We start from the raw sequence: 18,496 nt of genomic DNA on the forward strand, positions 1-18,496 counted from the left end.
CGAAGATAATCCAGATGTTTGACTGAAAGGAGAATTTACATGCGGAAACTGTATTTCCCCGGGCTGATTATTGCTCTTGCGGTGTTTCTTTTAGCCGGCTGCGGCTCTTCATCCAATGCTCCGTCCAACTCCGCAACCGTTAAGGAGCCCGACACCATTACCATTGCCTGGCTGCCGAACAACTCGGGGGAAAATGAAAAGGAGTTGCGCGCGGAAATTGACAATGTGATTGCGAAAGCCACAGGTAAAAAAGTGGAAGATAAATTAACCACGGACTACGCCATTGCCATTGCCGCCCTGGAAAACGGCGATGCCCAACTGGGCTGGTTCGGGCCGAACGAATACCTGGTCTCTCACGCCAAAAACCCCAAGATCATTCCCCTGGTGGTGGAGAGCGGTGACTCGGGAACCTTGAAGGACGCCCTTTATCACAGCCGTTTCCTGGTCAAGAAGGGGAACGAAGCGCAGTACAAGTCCGGTGACAGTTATGGCATTGACAACATCACAGGCAAAAGAATATCCTTCGTTTCAACCAGTTCGACATCCGGATTCAACATGCCGGCGGCGGCAATCATGAGCTATTTCTCCAAGCAGGACAAATGGAAGCACCTGACCAAGGACGATCTGGCCCAGGGCGGCAGCGGCAAGTTTTTCAGTCAGGTCATTTTTGCCGGTTCCCATCAGTTGTCCCTGGTCAGCCTGCTGACGGACAAGGTTGACGTCGCGGCGGTGGACGATATAGATGTATCCCAGTATGTGGAACTTGCGCAGGGAAGCGACAACGCGCCGGGAGCCGTCTATACCGTAAAGAAGGATGCCGCCGCACCGTTTAACAACCTGGCGGGCAAGCAATTCGTGGTCATTAAATCAATACCGGTACTTAACACGCCGATCGAAGCCAACAGCGCGGTGCTTAGCCAGAAAACCCTTGATGCCATTACACAAGCGCTTACTTCCGATCAGGTAACCAATGATCCCAAAATATTCGCCCCCAAGGGTGCCAAGGGTGCCGTATTCGTACAGCCGCACCGTTTTGTCAAGGTGGACGATGCCTGGTATGATCCGATGAGAAAGGTTCTCGGTATTGGAGCTTGAATTGTTAATCACTATCTGTTTTTAATACCAAAAATTTTAAGTGGCATGCATAATTTATCCTAAATAGCTGCCCTGACATTACCTGGTGCAGAAGTTGAGTATGACGGGCGTTGGAAATCAATCATATCATGATGCAAACAAAAAATGGTTGCTTCCACGCCCCTTACTCACTTGTACCGGCGGGAGGTGGAATTATTGGCCTTGTTGGAATTGAAAAATGTCACCAAATATTATGCCGGTCCCACACCGGCTCTTGCCGGCGTCAGTTTTACCGTCAAGGAAGGCGAGTTTGTTTCCGTAATCGGTCCTTCCGGAGCGGGAAAATCGACACTTTTGCGCTGCATTAACCGGATGATTGAGGTGACCGGCGGTGAAATTTTATTCGGTGATCTTGCCGTATCAAAGTTAAAGCGCAGGGATTTACGAAAACTAAGAACAGGAATCGGGATGATCTTTCAGCATTACAATCTGGTCGACCGCCTGACTGTTATTGAGAATGTCCTTCACGGCAGGCTCGGCTACAAGTCGACACTGGCCGGTGTGCTGGGGCTGTACAGCCGGGAAGAAAAAATGCAGGCTTTCAATATAATCAAGATCCTGGGTTTGGGAGAGCAGGTTTATCAACGTTGCGATCAATTAAGCGGAGGACAAAAACAGCGTGTCGGGATCGCCAGGGCGCTGGTGCAGAATCCTAAAATGATTTTATGTGACGAACCGATTGCTTCGTTGGACCCCAACGCTTCCAAAATTATCATGGATTACCTGAAAAAAATCGCCAACGGTATGGGCATAACCTTGATTTGTAATTTGCATCAGGTAAACGTTGCCTTAGCTTACTCGGATAGAATTATCGGCATCAATAAAGGGAAAGTGGTTTATGACGGCCCGCCGGGCAAACTTACTGCTGATCTGACCTCGGAAATCTACGGTACGGAGTCCGGGGAGCTGATTGTTGATTGGGGAGAGCGGTATGCAAGCTGATATCTTTACCAGACGCAGAAATGGCGGCCTGTTGTTCTTCACGCTGTTAACTGTTTTAACAACGGGCTCGATCGTCATTACCCGGTATGATGTGCTGAAGGGATTCACCAGTATTTTCAGGGCTTTTGCCTGGGGAGCGGCCAATTTTTATCCGGATGCCGGGGCGATGACAAAACTGCCTGATATCTTGCTCAAATTAAAAGAAACTGTGCTGATGTCCGTTGCTTCAACCACTGTGGCTGCCATTTTTGCCATGTTTCTGGCCCTGGCCGGTTCCAGCACGACCGGGCTGTGCAGTTTGTCCGGCATAATCACCCGGGGGGTGGCCTCAATCTTCCGGAACATTCCGCTGGTGGCCTGGGCCATGGTTTTGATGCTGGCCTTCAGTCAAAGTGAGCTGACCGGTTACCTGGCCCTGTTTTTTGGTTCGCTCGGGTTTCTTACCCGGGCATTCATAGAAACAATAGACGAGGTGAGCAACAAGCCGGTTGAGGCACTGCAGGCTACTGGTGCCAGTTATTTCCAGGTTGTATTCCAGGCGGTTTTGCCCGCCGGTATGCCTCAACTGAGCAGTTGGCTGCTGTTTATGGTTGACACCAATATCCGCGACGCCACCCTGGTTGGCCTGCTGACCGGTACGGGGATCGGATTTTCCTTTGATTTGTACTATAAAAGTATGAATTTCCATGCCGCCAGCCTGGTGGTAATCCTGATCGTAATCACGGTTATTGTGGTTGAAATGATTTCAAATTACGTCAGGCGGGTGATTATGTGATCAAGTTCGAGGAACCAATCGATATATGGGGTCAAATCAGTCCGGAGCACGGGTACACTGTACACGGAGCAGCAGGTGCGCTCCCGTTCAAGCCCCTGAACAGGCAGGCCCTGGCCATGCGCATATTTTTACTGGTTATCTCGTTACTGACCATCTATGCCCTGCTCACAATCGACTACCGGAGCGTCGATGTGGCCAAAGCGGCGGCCGACACCTTGAACAATTTAAAGATCATCTTTTTGCAGCCGGATACGCACCGTCTCAGCTTGCGGGACGCTTTCTACGAAGTTGTCATCACAATGGGTCTGGCCTTTTTGACCACCCTGTTCGGTGGCGTGATAGCCTTCTTTTTGGGTTTGCTGGGCGCCCGGAATCTGGCCCCCAAACAAGTGACCAACATTGTCAAGGGCTTTGTTGCTTTTATCCGGGCTGTTCCGACCATTTTATGGGTCTTGATTTTTGCCGTGGCCGCCGGTTTGGGCAGTGCGGCGGCAGTGATTGGAATGACTTTTCATTCGGTCAGCTATTTGACCAAAGCCTATGCGGAGTCTTTTGAAGAGCTGGACCGGAGCGTTATTGAAGCTTTGTCGGCCAGCGGCGCCAACTGGTGGCAGATAGTTTTCCAGGCGGTTATACCATCGGCAGCGACCAGTATATTGTCCTGGACCTTTTTGAGATACGAAATCAATTTCGCCAATGCGGTCGCCATGGGCGCCGCCGCCGGCGCGGCGGGGATCGGTTTTGATCTGTTCATGGCCGGCGGATATTATTTCGACCTGCGTGAAGTCGGATTGATCACCTATATTATTTTGGCCTTCGCCATGGCCCTTGAGGCGGTTGCCACCGGCCTGAAGGGCCGGATCCGGCAAAACCCCCGGTGAGCCGGCCGGCATAAAGCAGGCCGGCCGCCACCTTGAAAAAACGGCTGTATTTTTGAATTAAATCACAAAGGTGGGACAGGCAAAAATGCAACTGGATGTGCAGGCCATTCTGGCCGAAGGCGATCTGGAGCGCTGGCGGGAAACGGCGGAGCGGGTTGCCGCCGGGCATGACATAGCTGTGCTTCAGGCGCCCGAAACCGGTCTGGTGATGGTGCGGGCCACCGACAGCGTGGAGCAGGTTCCGTTTTGCCTCGGCGAGGTGTTGATTACCGAAGCGGCGGTATCCCTGGCAGGCGTAACCGGCTACGGTTTCGCCCTGGGTGACGAACCGGTGCGGGCGCTGTGTCTGGCCATAATCAACGCCGCTCTGGACGCCCATGTGCCGGAGGAGGAAGGGATCAGGCGGGTCATCGCCGCCGAAGGCAGGCGGCTGCAGGCTTTAAAACAAAGGGAAGACAATCTGGTGGCCGGCACCCGGGTGCGCTTCGCCACCATGGAGGGATGAAAATGCACCAGGCACTGGAACCGTCCTTTGACCGGGTATTCGATACGCAGCGGATTTTCCGCCTGCTGCTGGATGTCATGGCCCGGCCGGGAAAAATCTGCCGCCTGCCGGCGCTGAAACTGCAGCCGCCCGCGGAGTTGAATCTATTCGCCGCCGGTATAGCCCTTACCCTGCTGGACAGTGAAACTTCTTTCGCCGTATTGCCGGAAAACGCTTCCGTGCAAACCTACCTCCACATGAATACCGGCGCGCGGCTGGAAGACGCCTCCCGGGCTGCGTTCGTTCTTTTCAACGGACGGGAGGACCGGCCGGAACTGGCCGGGGTCGAGCGCGGCCACCTGCTGGCGCCGGAAAAGGGAGCCACACTGGTGGCGGCGGTGACCGCCCTGTCCGGAAGCGGCGGCGGGGAAATGGAAATCGCCCTGCGCGGTCCCGGAGTCGGGGGCACAAGCACTATTGCGGTATCCGGCCTGCATCAGGACAATTTGAAACGGATTATCCATCTGAACCGCGAGTTTCCGCTCGGGGTGGACCTCATCCTGGCCGATTGCGGCGGGTCGCTGGCGGCCGTGCCCCGTTCCAGCACCATCAGGCGGGAGGTGAACGGCTGTGGGCTATGAAGCGGTGGCCGGCGGGGAGGAGGCTATCAAGAACGCCGCGGACTTGCTCCGTTACTTCCGCACCCGCGGCGGTTCCCCGCCCCTCACAGTCCGGCAGTTGATGGACCAGCAGCGCCTGGCGGTGGACAGGGTGATGGGCGAAGGTTCCCTGTACGCCCCGGTCATTGCCGCCCTGGCCCTGAAGGAGGCCGAGGGCGACGCCGTGGAAGCCGCATTCATTGTGCGCGCCTACCGGGCCACCCAACCGCGGCGTTACTACTCGCTGCCGGTGGACAGCACGCGCATGCAGATCATCAGACGCATTTCCGGCACCTTTCAGGACATACCGGGCGGGCAGATTCTGGGACCGGCCCGGGACTATACGCAGCGCCTGGTGGATTTCAGTTTGCTGGAGGAGAACGAAAACACGGTCAGAAACTTTTTAGCCGGCCTGGGTGTACAGACGTCCGGACAGGAGGAACTGCCCGCTTCTTTTCCCAAAGTCGTGGACCGGCTGCGCGCGGATGGCCTGCTGGCGGAAGCGGGCGAAACAGACCGCCGACTGTTTGATATCACCCGGAAAAGCATTACCTTTCCCTGTCCCCGCTCGGCCCGGCTGCAAAGCCTGGCCCGGGGCGAAACGGGGGCGATGATGGCTCTGGCCTACAGCTCCATACGTGGTTATGGCGATATACACCCCTTTCTGGCCGAACTGCGGGTGGGCTACATCCCGCTGTATATCAGACACCATGGGCGGACCGGACCGGTCTACATGGGTAAAATCCCGGTTACCGAGGCCGAAATCATCGCCCAATACGCTGAAGGGGAAAAAGGCACCAGGCCGAAACTCACCCTCGGGTACGGGTTGTGTTTCGGTCACAATGAAGTCAAGGCCATCGCCATGGGCATTCTGGACCGGGCCATGCGCAGCAGATCTTCCCGCAAGGCGCCGGCCGAAGATGAGGAATTCGTGCTTTACCACATTGACGGCATCGAATCTTCCGGGTTTGTCGCCCACTGGAAGCTGCCCCATTATGTGACCTTTCAATCCACCCTGGACCGTCTGCGCAAATCGCAGCTGATTCAAGAGGAGGCCGGCCATGCTGGACATAAATACGGTTAAACCGTCCCGGGGGTATAATTTTGCCTTTTTGGACGAGAACACCAAACGGGAAGTGCGCCGTAAAATTTTAAAAGCCGTGGCCATACCGGGTTACCAGGTGCCCTTCGCCTCGCCGGAACTGCCTATTGCCCGCGGCTGGGGCACCGGCGGACTGCAGGTGACCATGTCCATCATCGGTCCGGATGACGTGCTCAAGGTAATCGACCAGGGCTGCGACGGCGGGGTGAACGCCGTCAATATACGCAACCTGCTGGTCAAAACCACCGGAGTGCGGACCACCTTCGACACCCGGGCGGCCAGTATCATCCAGACCCGCCACCGTATTCCGGAGGAAAAAATGCGGGCGGACCAAATTCTCGTCCTGCAGGTACCGATACCGGACCCGCTGCGTTTTGTGGAACCGAGCATGGCCAGAACGGCTGAAATGCACGCCGAAATGGATTACAGCCGGATGCTGGTGTTTTTATACGAGGATATCGTCAAATGGGGGGAAATCACCATCGGCGCGCGCTACCCTTCCCTGGTCAACGACCGTTACCTGATCGACCCGTCGCCCATCCCGCGCTGGGATGTGCCCAAATTGAACCGGGCGGAAACATTGTATCTCTTCGGGGCCGGGCGGGAAAAACGCATTTACGCCGTCCCGCCCCATACACCGGTGCAGCCCCTGGAATTCGAGGACTTCAAATTCCGGGTGGAAGATTTCAGCGGCCGTTCCTGCATCCGCTGCGGGGCGAAGGACACCTATCTGAATGAGCTGTTTGACGCCGTCAGCGGGGCAAAAGTCTACGTTTGCTCGGACAGCGGCTATTGCGACAAGCGCCGGGCGGCGGGGAAAAGGGGGCCGGTTTGATGGATGCGGATGAAAACGTTATTCTCACGGTGCGCAATCTGACCAAACGTTACGGTCCCGGCTGTCCGGATTGCCTCACTCTTACCGGCCTGGCGCCGGGCGGCAACATCTGCCCGAAATGCCAAAGCGTGGTCGCCTGCGGGGAAATCAATCTCACCCTGGAGCAGGGTGAGATCCTGGGCCTGGTCGGGGAAAGCGGTTCCGGCAAAAGCACACTGGTGCGCTGTCTTTACTTTGACGAGACGGTCACGGCGGGGGAGGGCTATCTGGCCGCCTTTGACGGCGGCGGGAGCAACATATTTGCCGCCACCGCCCAGCGCAAGCGCTACATCCGCAACCACCTGATGGGCATGGTATACCAGAACCCGCTGCTGGGTATCAAGCCCCATTTTACCGCCGGCGGTAACGTGGCTGAAAAACTGCTTACCGCCGGGGTATACAACGTGGCCGTGATCCGGAAACGGGCCGCCGCCCTGCTGTCCCGGACGGAGGTGCCGCTTGACCGGATGGACGACTTTCCGGCCCGTTTCAGCGGCGGCATGCAGCAGCGGGTGCAAATCGCCAAGGCGTTGGCCAACAATCCGCCGCTTTTGTTCCTGGACGAGGTGACCACCGGCCTGGATGTTTCCGTACAGGCGCGGGTGCTGGATTTGATCAAGGAAATCCAGCGGGAACTGGGTATCGCCATGCTGGTGGTTTCACACGACCTGGGGGTGGTCCGGATCCTGGCCGACCGGACCATGGTGATGAAAAACGGACGCATCGTGGAATCCGGGCTCACCGATCAGATCCTCGAAGATCCCCGGCATCCCTATACTCAACTGCTGGTTCATTCCATGTTGTAAAAAGGAGAATGTCATGCGCAATATCATCCTGGCGGTCAATGAGTTATCCAAACACTTTGTCCTGCACATCCTGGACGGAAAGGTGATTACCGGCTGCGCAGGGGTCAGCTTCTCCCTGCAGCAGGGGGAATTCCTGGGCATTGCCGGTCCCAGCGGTGCGGGCAAATCCACGGTGATCAAGTGCATTTACCGCACGTACCTGCCTTCGGGGGGAAATGTACTCTACCGCACCGCCGGCGGCCGGGAGGTGGATCTCGCCCGGGCGCCGGAAAGAGAGGTGATCCGGCTGCGGCGTCTGGAAATCGGTTATGCCAGCCAGTTTCTCAAAGTCATGCCGCGGGTGCCGGCCGTGGATGTGCTGGCCGGAGAACTGAGGCGCAAAGGGTGGGATATGGAGCGCGCCCGGGCGAGGGCCAGGGAATACCTGGCGATCATGAACATCGACCGTCCCCTTTGGGACGCCTATCCTTCAACCTTCAGCGGCGGCGAGCAGCAGCGGATCAATCTGGCCCGCGCGCTGATCACCGCGCCGCGGCTGCTCCTGCTGGATGAGCCTACCGCCTCCCTGGATCCGGAAACAAAAAAAATCGTGATCCGCATACTCAGGGATGTCAAAGAGCAGGGGACGGGCATAATCGGAATTTTTCACGATTATGACGTCATGCGGCGCCTGGTGGACCGGGTCTTCACCATGCAGTCGGGCCGGTGCAGCCAGGCCGGCGACAGACGGGAGGGGTTGATGTGAACCGGACGCTGCTGATCACCAACGGCCGGCTGGTTTTGCCGGACCGGGTTTTATCCGGGGGTGAAATCCGGATTGAAAACGGCATCATCAGCCGGGTGGGCAAACAAGGCCAGCACCGGGGAAAGCCGCCGGAAAGCCTTCTGGATGCCGAAGGGGGCTATGTGCTGCCCGGATTGATCGACCTGCATTGCGATGCCATTGAAAAAGAACTGGAACCGCGGCCGGAAGCTTTTTTCGACCCCGTGCTGGCTTTCAGCGAACTGGAAAAAAAGCTGGCCGGACAGGGCATTACCACCATGTATCACTCCTTTTCCTTTGCCGGCGCGGAATGGGGTGTACGCAACGACGCCCGGGCGGCCGCCGCCATCCGCCAATTGGCGGACCTGACCGGATACCGGTCCCTGATCCGCAACCGCGTGCACCTGCGTTTTGAAATCACCAACCGCACCGGCGTGGATACCGCCGTATCCCTGCTGCAGGAGAATTTGGTCCACCTGCTCTCTTTTATGGATCATACCCCGGGGCAGGGTCAATACCCCACGCTGGAAGATTACCGCCGGTATATGGAAAAAACATATCACCTGCCTTTTGATGCAGTTGAAACCATCATTGCCGGCAAAGAAAGGGGACGGCTCAAGGCGGATGAAAGCATCGGCATGCTGAGTGCGGCCGCCCGGACCGCCGGCATTCCCCTGGCTTCGCATGATGACGACAGCATGGAACGGGTGACCTTATACCGCCGGTACGGGGCGACGATCAGCGAGTTCCCGGTCAACCCGGCCGCCGCCCGGGCCGCCAGCCGGTACGGCAACCACGTATGCGTGGGCGCACCCAATATCGTCCGGGGCGGTTCCACGGGCAAGGGCATGCCGGCGGTCGACGCCGTTGCCGCCGGCGATGCGCGGATCATCTGTTCCGACTATTACCCGCCGGCCATGCTCCAGGCCGTTTTCAAGCTGGCGGAAGCGGTGATGTCCCTGCCCGAAGCGGTCCGCCTGGCCACCCTGGAACCCGCCCGGGCGGCGGGCTTGCAACATCTGGGCAGCCTGGCGGAAGGCCGGCGGGGGGATGTCATAGTCGTCAACACCCGGGGACGGGTGCCGGTGGTCACGCATACGGTGGTGGGCGGTGTCCTGGTTTACAGTATCAACTACCGCCACAGTAAAATAGACAATCTGACGCCGGAAGAACAAACCACCGGACTGGCCGGAAACGGAATCTGAACAAAACCGGCTGACCAATGAAAAACACGCAGTAAACCGGCTGCCGGACGGGTGTGTGCTTTCCGTATACGGGCCGGGAATGAGCTTGAAAAATAAAACGGGGGAGTGGAAAATGCACATTGACGGTTTCGCCATCAACGCCGACGCCGCCGGGTTGGACGGCAACCTGACGGTATTGCGGGAGGAACTGGATTATTATGCCGGGCTGGGCTTCACGCACGTGGAAATCGCCCCTCACGGCGCCGGCGTCATGTATCACGGCAGCCTGCACCGGGAGAAACTGGCGGAACTCCTGAAGCTGCTCGCCGGTTATCCCTTTCAATATACCGTGCACGGTCCCAATCCCATGAACCTGATGAACCGGGACGAGTTGGCCGCGGAAGAAGGCATGTTCAAGGCCAGTCTAGAGTTCACCGCCGCTGTGGGGGCGGGTGTGATGGTCTACCACGCCGGCCGTTACCGGCCGGAGGAAAAATTCCTGCTGCCCGGGCAGGAAATACCCGGCCCGGAAGATAAAAAAGAAATGTGGGCGCTGGAAGTTTCCCTGCTGCGGAAAATGGGGGACGCTGCCGCCCGGTACGGGGTGACCGTCGCCGTGGAAAACGCCCGCCCCTACCTGGACGGCAGCCCCTATTGCTACGGGGAGTTTCTCGACCAGCTGGCGGACATGATCCGGACGGTGGATCATCCGTATATCGGTATCACCCTGGATCTGGGACACGCCTATCTGGCCGCCCGCCATCACAACTACGATCTCCTGGCCGGCGTGGAAGCCGTCGCCCCCTATGTCAGGCATATTCACCTGCACGACAACTTCGGACGCAGTTGCGCCTCCTACGAAAAAAAGCAGTGTGAACTGGCCGCCAGCGGACGCGGCGATCTGCACCTGCCCATCGGCTGGGGAGGCGTCCCGGCACGGGATATTCTCGCCCGTCTCGGCAGTTACCGGGGGGTAATCACGCTGGAGATGCGCCCGCGCTACCGCGCCTACTTCGGCCGGGCGCTGGGCAACGCCAGGGCGTTGTTGAATGCTTGAAAAATCCCCTTGTATGTGCCAGTAAAAGACAATTTGACGTGCTCTAAAAGCCCTGTGCTATGTTGCCTGAACATATGTGATGTATGATATTATAAGAACGAATTTGGGCCTGCGCTCCGGGGAAAATGGGTTGTTAACCTGCCGGCTGCAATCAATCGAAAAGGGGATTAACGGTGGATAATGGCATAGTCAGCAACCTGGTAATCAGACCGGCGGTCAAGACGGACATCCCGGCAATCCTGGCGCTTTACCGCGAGCTGGAGGACGCCTATCCGGTTGAAACCGGAACGGCGGACGAAGAAGTAAACCATGATGTCCTCTGGCGGAACGTGGCCGCCGACAGCCGGCAGCAGATCCTGGTGGGCGAACAAAACGGCCGGATTGTGGGCACAGTGACGGTTATCATCGTCCCCAATCTGGGGCACCGGGGCAGTCCCTGGGCGGCAGTGGAAAACGTGGTGGTCGCCCGGGACTGCCGCGGCCGGGGCGCCGGCACGGCACTGATGACCGCAGCCGGGGAAATCGCCCGCCGGCACGGTTGTTACAAAATCGTGCTCTCAAGCAATCTCAGCCGCCGGGAGGCGCACGACTTTTATCACCGCCTGGGCTGGCGGCAGACACACGCCGGTTTTTCACTCATGCTATGAAAGGCTTATGCTGGCGGGCCATGTTCGCTTTCTGGCGCAAAAATGTCCTTCCGCCGCCCGTAAGGTTAAAAATGATTTGATGGACTCTATCCGCTCTCTTTGCCAAATGCCGGAACGTTTTCCGTTTCTGGAGGCCGCATTTATCCCGTCGAATAAATATCATAAAATGTTCGTAGAAAAATGGTATCTTATTCTGTATCAGATCAGGGATCAGACAGTGTATGTTGATTATATCGTGGATTGCCGGCAGGATTATAGCTGGCTGTTGCGCTAACGCGTGTCCCGGTTTAATGATTTAAAGAGGTCTTTTGCCGCGTGCCCCGGCGCCGCCTGTGCATCTGAAGATAGGCCGCGCTCAGCGGGTATGGCCCCCGCTCATAAAGCGGACAGGGAAATTCCGGACAGTCCCGGGAACAGTATTCAATTTCCCTGCCCACGGCACAGGCCAGCACCGGACAGCGGAAACCCAACCGTTCCTGGGCGGCCAGTTTGGCCCGCGCTTCAATACTGGTGCCCGAACCACATGAACTGCATTTACCCCGGTGAAAAAGCCCGCAGGCATGGCAGGAGAGTCCACAAACGCCGGTTCCGGTCATTTTTCGCGCCTCCTTGCAATCTTCGCCTGAAGATACGGTGAGTATTGCTTCTTGCTATTATATTAACTTTAGACAATACCTTGACTTCTCCTGCCCGATGCGGTAAAATTAAGTTTGCCGAAAAGAAAAACGCCGGGGCGTAGCTCAGTTTGGCTAGAGCGCTACCTTGGGGTGGTAGAGGCCGCTGGTTCAAGTCCAGTCGCTCCGACCAGTAAAATCAAGAGGGTTGCTGTTCAGCAACCCTCTTGATTTTCTATTTTCAGGGCGTTTGTACCACAATTGGAGTTCTGTCTAATGCAGCATTACCCGGCTCCGGACGTTCCCGGAGCTTTTTCATGTCACGGTGGTACAGGAGAAATAATTCCCCTCCGGCATAATTTAAAACAAAAACCGGGGGAATGAAAATGTCGAAAAGGAATGCCGCCTGGGAAGGCCGGGTCGATCGTGGTCCGGTGCTAGTGGGCAGCGGCCGGGTAACCGGACCGGAAGATGTGGCGGCAGCAACCGGACGGACGGTTAAAGTTTATGTCCCGCAAGATGCCGCTTACAATCTGTTAACCACCATCAACGCCCCCACAGAAATTCTCAGCCTGACGGTTGGTTTGCATTATGCCACCAACGATCTGATCATTGCCGGAACCGGGGATCAGATTTTAACCTGGTCCGGCCGGCAGGGAGCCATTGTTCCTTTCGGGCAGACACCGCCCGAACCGCAGGCCCGCTTTGTCAGTCTGGCCACCGGCGACCTGGAAATCAGCGGCGGACGGAATATTATCACCGCGGCCGCAGGCAAGCAAGCGCTCTATGTTTATCAAGCGGCAAAAGCGGGCCTCGATCTGGTCGATATCCGCCTGATACCCGGCACTCCGGAAAAGGTGGCCGTGGTGGAAAGACCCCCGGGCACACGTCCGCTGGTGGCCGTGGCCGTGCAGGCCTGGAGCCGCTGGAGCATCCTTACGCTCACCCTGACCGAACGCGGTTTTGAACCCGGCCCCGCGCTGGCAACGCTGCCGGCCGCCCTTACCACCCTGGTGGCGGGCGACTTTACAGCCGCTGCCGGAAAGGAACTTGCCTGGGGCGGAAATGACGGTCATGTGAGCATAGTGGAGGCGGGGGAAACGTTGAAAACGGTGCTTGCCACCGTCAACCTGGGCAGCTCTGTTTCCGCCCTGGCGGCGGGTAAGTGGTCCGGCGGGTCCGCACTGGCGGCCGGCACACCCGAGGGGTACATTTTTATTTATTCCACTCCGGTCACATCGGCCCGGCCGCAACAAGTCCGTTATGCCGGAGCAGGCGTGCACAGCCTGGCCTTTACACCCGGCGGCAGGCTCATAGCCGGTACGGTTGACGGGCTGGTGCAGGCATTCACCGGCACTTCCTTTGTCAGCCACCGGGTCCGTCCCGGAGACACGCTCTGGCTTTTGGCCCGGGAATACAACACCACTGTAACCGCCATCGCCGGAGCCAACGGATTGAATGTATCCGGAGCCATTTACCCCGGCCAGATATTGAAAATACTTAAAGAGTGACCCGTTTCACAAAACCCTTTTTCACCACTGACAACGCTCCGAAGTCCCGTCCGTAAAGCGTAAAAACGTCCTTGGAATGAGGTGTGCCGTTTCCAACACGGTTCCTTGGGCTTTGTCAAACGGCATTGGTAATCCCTCTTCCGGGTTTACCGCGCAAGTTAGGGTGTCCAGCGACTCAACTATCTCCCTGTTGAATGCCCCCTATTTTAAAAGTTTACCTTGTCGATTCCCTTCAACCCCAGGATTTGCCTGGCTTCATCGGGAGTTGCCGGCTCCCGGCCCAGTTCCCTGGCGATGCGCACGATCTTGGCCACCTGTTCGGCGTTGCTCCCGGCCATGACTCCCTTTTCCAGGTAAAGGTTATCTTCCAGTCCCACCCGGACGTTGCCGCCCAGCAGCAAGGAAGCGGTGCACATATTGATCTGGTGGCGGCCGGCTGCGCAGACCGACCAGGTGAAATCACCGAGGGTGTCCCGGGCGGTCCGGTAGAAGAACAGGAGGTTTTCCAGGGTGGCCGGCGCGGCCCCCAGGATTCCCATCACGAACTGGAGGTAGACCGGTTTTTTCAAAAAACCTCTTTTCAGCATGAAAGCCACGTTATTGATCATGCCCAGGTCGTAAATCTCCAGTTCGGGTTTGGTGTCATTTTCATTGAAGTACTGGCAGTATTCCCGCATGGTCTTGAAGGTATTGGGAAAAATGTAATCCTCGGTCATGCCCAGATACTGTTTTTCCCACTCGAATTTAAATTGCAGGTTCTTATTGGCCAGCACATGAAACAGGGCGAAGTTGATGGACCCGAAATTAAACGAAGCCAGTTCCGGTTTAAAAGCGGGTACCACGGCCACCCGTTGGGCAGTGGTGGCGCCCAGGCTGCCCCCGGTGGTCAGGCAGAGAATGATGTTGCAGCGGCTTTTCACCCCGGTGACCACCTCTTTGAACAGTTCCAGGTCAGACACGGGCAGACCGTCTTCCGGGTTGCGGACGTGGATGTGGGCCACTGCCGCACCCTCTTCCCAGGCCCGGACCGCTTCGTCGGCAATCTGTTTGGGCGTGATGGGCAGGTGGGGGCTCATGGACGGCGTGTGGATGGCGCCGGTGATGGCGGCGGTGACAATAACCTTGTCGGACATTATTTCCGAACTCCTTTCGGATTAATTTTTTACTGAACGGTATAACATTAGGCATAGGCAGGCGAGCGATCCGGCTATTTTATGGAAAAGTGGAGCAGGCAATTTTCAGCCCCCTAATCCAGGATCGCTACCGGGCGGACCCAGCCGGCGCTGGCAGACTTGATTTTGACCGGGAAACAGACCACCTTGAACCCGCTGGGGGGCAGTTTTTCTAAGCTGCAAAGTTTCTCCAGGTGGCAGTATCCCTTTTCAATGCTGGCAAAGTGCCCTTACCAGATAATGGAGGAATCACCTGTTTGCTCAAATTCTTTAGCGATCAGGCTAAGCGGCCGGTCCCAACTCCAGGCGTCGGTGCCGGTGATTTTTACTCCCCGGTCTAAAAGCCATAAGGTAGCCTCCCGGCCCATACCGCACCCCTTTAACAGGTATTCCGGCCTGCCCCATGCCTTTGACGCGCCTGTGTAGATTAGAACAATATCCAGGGGCTTTATGTTGTAATTAATTTTTTTAACGGCTTCTTCCATGTCAGCCGCCCGGACCAGGTAACCATCGGGCTTATCGCTCAAATCCAGCATCACCCCGTCACTGTAGCACCATTCCAAAGGAATCTGGTCGATGGTCAGCGCCGGGGTATCGTTTCCGTCCATGGTGGGATGGTAGTGCCACGGCGCATCCAGATGAGTCCCGCTGTGGGTGGAAAGACGCAGGAACTCTACTGCCCACCCCAGTCCCTTGGGCAGGTTTTGCTCCGTTGCCGTGGGGAAAAAGGTGATCATGCTTTCAGCGCCTTTTTTGTGGCCCCAATATTCAATCCGGGGAATCATAAACTCTGGGTCGCTGGGCAAACCATCCTCAATGGTAACCGAAAGATCAATCATTTTAGTCATACTTTTTGCCTCCTGTCTTTAATTTTTTCTTTCATACCTTTGAAAATATGCTAAATCCGAACTGCAGGGGGGCTGACAGCTTGACCATATTTTAACATAACATCCCTCCGGTTGCATATTCAATGTAGACAAGCAGTCGAAGATGGGACATAATAGAATATAATCAAACTATGTAAAAACGAGGGGGATATTGGCATGGAACAAAACAAGGGACATAGCGGCACAAATGTTCCCGCCGCCAAGGTATTGGCACTGCCCGGCCTGCTCAATTACCAGGAAGGCGCCGTGGTCAGCCGGACGGTAATCGATCAGAAAACAGGAACAGTAACCCTGTTCGCTTTTGACGAGGGGCAGGGTTTGAGCGAACATACGGCCCCGTACGACGCCATGGTTTACCTGCTGGACGGGGAGGCGGAAGTGACCATTGCCGGTCAACCCCTGCATTTGAAAACGGGTGAAATGGTAATCATGCCGGCCAACCAGCCCCATGCTTTAAGGGCCATAAGAAAGTTTAAAATGCTCTTGATCATGATCCGTTATGCCATGTGAAACAGGTGACACCCGGGAACGCCGGAATGCTTTCCGGTGCCGGCCGCTAGCCGGTGCGCCAGGTCACCGGCCCCCCGGGGCCGGTGTATTGAATGTAAAAGTATTTTGTTTTTGCATTCACCCTGAACACAAGGTATTTTTCCCCGGAAACCGGTGCCGGGGGTTGCTCCAGCAAGGGGTTGCGGTCAACCGCTTTAAGCGGCCGGAAGACCGTACCCTGCCCGTCAATGAGCCGCCAACCGGCCTGATTGACAGCCGCCCCGGTTGCGCGCACCGCCACCACGGCAAATAATTCGTCAGGACCGGCCATGACTGTATTCACGCCAAAATACAATGTCCGGGCCAGGTATCCGGCGCCGGCCGGACCGGCCTGCAGAGTGGCGTTTCCGGCTTTTACCACCGTGCCGGCGGAATAAAAGTGCCGTGGCGGCGGCACCTGCGGAATCTTGCCCGGGCCGCCGGTCCGGCCGGCAAACCAGTAAAAAATAAAAATTACAGCCGGCGCCAGAAGCATAATCAATGTCCAGCGCCTGATGGCGCCGGCCGGGTTGTCCGCCGGCGCACGCGCCGGCCGGTGTTTTTTTGCGGTCATGGCCCCAATCACTCCTTATCATGTGCACTGAAACGGTTTTTCCCAAATGCCGCCGGCGCTCCCCGGCAAATTTTACCGTATGCTTGCAAAGTATCCAATAATATATTTTAAATCCCTTTCGAGCCTTGTCGAGCATAATTTTGCCGTAGCCGGGCAAAAAATATTATTGCCCGGCCGGCTTTCAAGCCAAATAATTTACGGAGGCGGTTAACATGCGTGTGACGGTGGATCAGGATTTATGCATCAGCTGTGGTTCCTGCGTAGACACCTGTCCCGAAGTATTCGACTGGAACGGGGATGACAAGGCGCAGGCCATTGTGGACGAAGTTCCGGGAGAGTTGGAGGACCAGGCGCATGAAGCGGTTGAAAACTGCCCGGTCAATGCCATTGCGGAAAAATAACCATGAATAAGAAGAAAAAAATAAGTATTAATGCCAACCCGGCCGGGGCGCTGGAGGTAGGCGAGTATTTCAACCGGCTGGCGCAAAATACGAATAAAACGGTTGCGGGAAACAGGGAAAGAACAGGGGAAAAGCGAGGTAAAAAATAACGCACGGTAGCTTGACCGTGCTTGTTATTTTTAGCCGGCAAGCAGGTAAATGACACGGCATCGCGAATAGTATAGGTGCCTGGCATATCTGGTAACAATAAGATCGGCTGCCAGTTAAACCGCCCGTTAAAGGGGATGAGCGGGATGAAATACAATGTACTGCATGTGATCCGTCCGGCGGCGGGAGGCATGAAAAACCACCTCTTATCGCTGCTGGATCACACCAACCGGGAATTGTTCGAGCCTGCCGTGGCCTGCCCGCCGGGCAGTATGGCAGCCGAAATCTGCCGGCGGGGCGTGCCGGTTTTTCCAATTCCCCTGCGGGGTGAGCTTTCCCCCCGGGCAGACCTGGCAGCCGTTTCCCTTTTGACAAAAATCCTGCGCGAGGGCAATTTTACTTTCATGCACGCCCACAGCTCCAAAGCCGGGCTGATCGGGCGCCTGGCCGCCTGCCGGGCCGGCACGCCGGTGATTTTTTTCACCGCTCATAATTCCATTTTTTATGAACAGTGGCCGGCCTGGAAGAAATGGCTCTTTGCTACCGCAGAAAGTATTTTGGGCCGCTATACCCACCGTATTTTCACTGTTTCCGAAGCACTGCGCAAGGAATTGCTGGCCCGGGAGCACCTGGAACCGAAACGGGTGATGACGGTTTACAACGGCATCGACGCAGCGCGCTTCCAGCAGCCGGGCGACCGCCGGGCGATTCTGCGCGCCCTCGGTCTGCCGCAACTGGGGCAGGTGGTGGGCACCGTGGCCCGCCTGGCCCCGCAAAAAGGGGTCTCTTATTTCCTGCAGGCCGCATCCATGCTGATCAAGGACTACCAGGTCAATTTCGTGGTGGTGGGCGACGGACCGTTGCGCCGGGAACTGGAAGCGCAGGCGGCTGAGCTGGGCTTAAAGCAGCGTGTCTTTTTTACCGGTGAACGCCGGGATATTCCAGATGTTCTGGCCGCGCTGGATCTCTTCGTCCTGCCTTCCGTCACCGAAGGCCTCCCCCTGACCATCCTGGAGGCCATGGCGGCCGGCAAGCCGGTGGTGGCCACCACGGCCGGCGGTATTCCGGAAATAGTGATTGACCAGCGCACCGGCCTGCTGGTCCCGCCCCGGGACGCGCAGGCGCTGGCCTGGGCCATCGCCACCCTGCTGGTGGAACGCGGTCAGGCCGCCCAATTCGGCCGGGCTGGACAGCAACGGGTGGCGGAACGCTTTACAATTGAGACGATGGTACGCAAAATTGAAGATGAATACCGTACCCTGCTGGTGGAGCGGGGTATGCTGCCCGGCGAGCCGGCGGCATTTTCCACCGGCAAACCCGACGGAGCCAACCACCGGAAAGCCGGCCAATAGCA

22 protein-coding genes and 1 tRNA gene are annotated in these 18,496 nt (G+C 57.0%); 19 read left to right on the top strand and 4 right to left on the bottom strand.

Annotated features, from left to right (window positions below; translation table 11 throughout):
• Positions 1-39: 39 nt before the first annotated feature.
• From A6M21_RS05155 to A6M21_RS19075, 14 genes are all read left to right on the top strand, one after another.
• Positions 40-1,095 carry a PhnD/SsuA/transferrin family substrate-binding protein gene (locus A6M21_RS05155; RefSeq protein ID WP_066666810.1) on the top strand — a complete coding sequence of 352 codons (1,056 nt, stop codon included), beginning with the start codon at positions 40-42 and terminating at the stop codon, positions 1,093-1,095.
• Between the two features lie 195 nt (positions 1,096-1,290).
• Entirely contained in the window at positions 1,291-2,076 is a 786-nt protein-coding gene (gene phnC / locus A6M21_RS05160) for a phosphonate ABC transporter ATP-binding protein (protein WP_242868770.1), read from the top strand.
• Positions 2,066-2,851 carry a PhnE/PtxC family ABC transporter permease gene (locus A6M21_RS05165; RefSeq protein WP_066666812.1) on the top strand — a complete coding sequence of 262 codons (786 nt, stop codon included), beginning with the start codon at positions 2,066-2,068 and terminating at the stop codon, positions 2,849-2,851. The genes phnC and A6M21_RS05165 overlap by 11 nt, the downstream gene beginning before the upstream one ends.
• Positions 2,848-3,732, top strand: coding sequence for a PhnE/PtxC family ABC transporter permease (locus A6M21_RS05170; RefSeq protein WP_066666813.1), 885 nt, complete (start codon positions 2,848-2,850; stop codon positions 3,730-3,732). Before A6M21_RS05165 ends, A6M21_RS05170 begins: the two co-directional genes overlap by 4 nt.
• Before the next feature lie 85 nt (positions 3,733-3,817).
• The gene (gene phnG, locus A6M21_RS05175; protein WP_066666814.1) at positions 3,818-4,237 is read left to right on the top strand and encodes a phosphonate C-P lyase system protein PhnG; all 420 of its coding nucleotides are present in this window, start codon (positions 3,818-3,820) and stop codon (positions 4,235-4,237) included.
• A 2-nt stretch (positions 4,238-4,239) separates the two neighbouring features.
• Positions 4,240-4,857, top strand: a complete 618-nt coding sequence (gene phnH / locus A6M21_RS05180) for a phosphonate C-P lyase system protein PhnH (RefSeq protein ID WP_066666815.1) — start codon at positions 4,240-4,242, stop codon at positions 4,855-4,857.
• Complete coding sequence (locus A6M21_RS05185) at positions 4,847-5,959, top strand: carbon-phosphorus lyase complex subunit PhnI (protein WP_066666816.1); 1,113 nt, start codon at positions 4,847-4,849, stop codon at positions 5,957-5,959. Before phnH ends, A6M21_RS05185 begins: the two co-directional genes overlap by 11 nt.
• On the top strand, positions 5,937-6,812 hold the full coding sequence (locus tag A6M21_RS05190; protein WP_066666817.1) for an alpha-D-ribose 1-methylphosphonate 5-phosphate C-P-lyase PhnJ: 876 nt from the start codon (positions 5,937-5,939) through the stop codon (positions 6,810-6,812). The genes A6M21_RS05185 and A6M21_RS05190 overlap by 23 nt, the downstream gene beginning before the upstream one ends.
• Complete coding sequence (locus A6M21_RS05195; protein WP_066666818.1) at positions 6,812-7,657, top strand: ATP-binding cassette domain-containing protein; 846 nt, start codon at positions 6,812-6,814, stop codon at positions 7,655-7,657. Before A6M21_RS05190 ends, A6M21_RS05195 begins: the two co-directional genes overlap by 1 nt.
• Positions 7,658-7,670: 13 nt before the next feature.
• Entirely contained in the window at positions 7,671-8,402 is a 732-nt protein-coding gene (gene phnL / locus A6M21_RS05200) for a phosphonate C-P lyase system protein PhnL (protein ID WP_066666819.1), read from the top strand.
• Complete coding sequence (locus A6M21_RS05205; RefSeq protein WP_066666820.1) at positions 8,399-9,625, top strand: alpha-D-ribose 1-methylphosphonate 5-triphosphate diphosphatase; 1,227 nt, start codon at positions 8,399-8,401, stop codon at positions 9,623-9,625. Before phnL ends, A6M21_RS05205 begins: the two co-directional genes overlap by 4 nt.
• Before the next feature lie 112 nt (positions 9,626-9,737).
• Positions 9,738-10,661 (top strand): sugar phosphate isomerase/epimerase family protein, encoded by a 924-nt coding sequence (locus A6M21_RS05210; protein ID WP_161486007.1) that lies wholly within the window; start codon positions 9,738-9,740, stop codon positions 10,659-10,661.
• Positions 10,662-10,834: 173 nt separating this feature from the next.
• Entirely contained in the window at positions 10,835-11,308 is a 474-nt protein-coding gene (locus tag A6M21_RS05215) for a GNAT family N-acetyltransferase (protein WP_078060406.1), read from the top strand.
• Positions 11,309-11,315: 7 nt separating this feature from the next.
• Entirely contained in the window at positions 11,316-11,582 is a 267-nt protein-coding gene (locus A6M21_RS19075) for a type II toxin-antitoxin system RelE/ParE family toxin (RefSeq protein WP_066666822.1), read from the top strand.
• A 13-nt stretch (positions 11,583-11,595) separates the two neighbouring features.
• Here the strand turns inward: A6M21_RS19075 and A6M21_RS05225 are convergent, their stop codons facing one another.
• A complete protein-coding gene (locus A6M21_RS05225) occupies positions 11,596-11,904 on the bottom strand; it encodes a DUF3795 domain-containing protein (protein WP_066666823.1) in 309 nt (102 codons plus the stop codon).
• Positions 11,905-12,037: 133 nt separating this feature from the next.
• On the opposite strand from A6M21_RS05225, the gene A6M21_RS05230 reads away from it, so the two are divergent.
• Both A6M21_RS05230 and A6M21_RS05235 read left to right on the top strand, forming a co-directional pair.
• Positions 12,038-12,115, top strand: a tRNA-Pro gene (locus tag A6M21_RS05230).
• A gap of 193 nt (positions 12,116-12,308) precedes the next feature.
• Entirely contained in the window at positions 12,309-13,433 is a 1,125-nt protein-coding gene (locus A6M21_RS05235; protein ID WP_066666824.1) for a LysM peptidoglycan-binding domain-containing protein, read from the top strand.
• 206 nt (positions 13,434-13,639) lie between these two features.
• On the opposite strand, the gene A6M21_RS05240 is transcribed toward A6M21_RS05235, so the two are convergent.
• Entirely contained in the window at positions 13,640-14,566 is a 927-nt protein-coding gene (locus A6M21_RS05240) for a beta-keto acid cleavage family enzyme (RefSeq protein WP_066666825.1), read from the bottom strand.
• Between the two features lie 269 nt (positions 14,567-14,835).
• Positions 14,836-15,453 carry a cyclase family protein gene (locus tag A6M21_RS05245; protein ID WP_242868771.1) on the bottom strand — a complete coding sequence of 206 codons (618 nt, stop codon included), beginning with the start codon at positions 15,451-15,453 and terminating at the stop codon, positions 14,836-14,838.
• 195 nt (positions 15,454-15,648) lie between these two features.
• Between A6M21_RS05245 and A6M21_RS05250 the strand changes: the two genes are divergently transcribed.
• Complete coding sequence (locus A6M21_RS05250; RefSeq protein WP_066666826.1) at positions 15,649-16,002, top strand: cupin domain-containing protein; 354 nt, start codon at positions 15,649-15,651, stop codon at positions 16,000-16,002.
• Positions 16,003-16,048: 46 nt separating this feature from the next.
• Here the strand turns inward: A6M21_RS05250 and A6M21_RS05255 are convergent, their stop codons facing one another.
• Positions 16,049-16,594 (bottom strand): hypothetical protein, encoded by a 546-nt coding sequence (locus A6M21_RS05255; RefSeq protein WP_066666827.1) that lies wholly within the window; start codon positions 16,592-16,594, stop codon positions 16,049-16,051.
• A gap of 212 nt (positions 16,595-16,806) precedes the next feature.
• On the opposite strand from A6M21_RS05255, the gene A6M21_RS05260 reads away from it, so the two are divergent.
• On the top strand, positions 16,807-16,995 hold the full coding sequence (locus A6M21_RS05260) for a ferredoxin (protein WP_066666828.1): 189 nt from the start codon (positions 16,807-16,809) through the stop codon (positions 16,993-16,995).
• Between the two features lie 293 nt (positions 16,996-17,288).
• Positions 17,289-18,494 (top strand): glycosyltransferase family 4 protein, encoded by a 1,206-nt coding sequence (locus tag A6M21_RS05265; protein ID WP_242868772.1) that lies wholly within the window; start codon positions 17,289-17,291, stop codon positions 18,492-18,494.
• Positions 18,495-18,496: the final 2 nt, after the last annotated feature.

The organism is Desulfotomaculum copahuensis, assembly GCF_001655685.1.
Taxonomy (GTDB): domain Bacteria; phylum Bacillota; class Desulfotomaculia; order Desulfotomaculales; family Desulfovirgulaceae; genus Desulfotomaculum_G; species Desulfotomaculum_G copahuensis.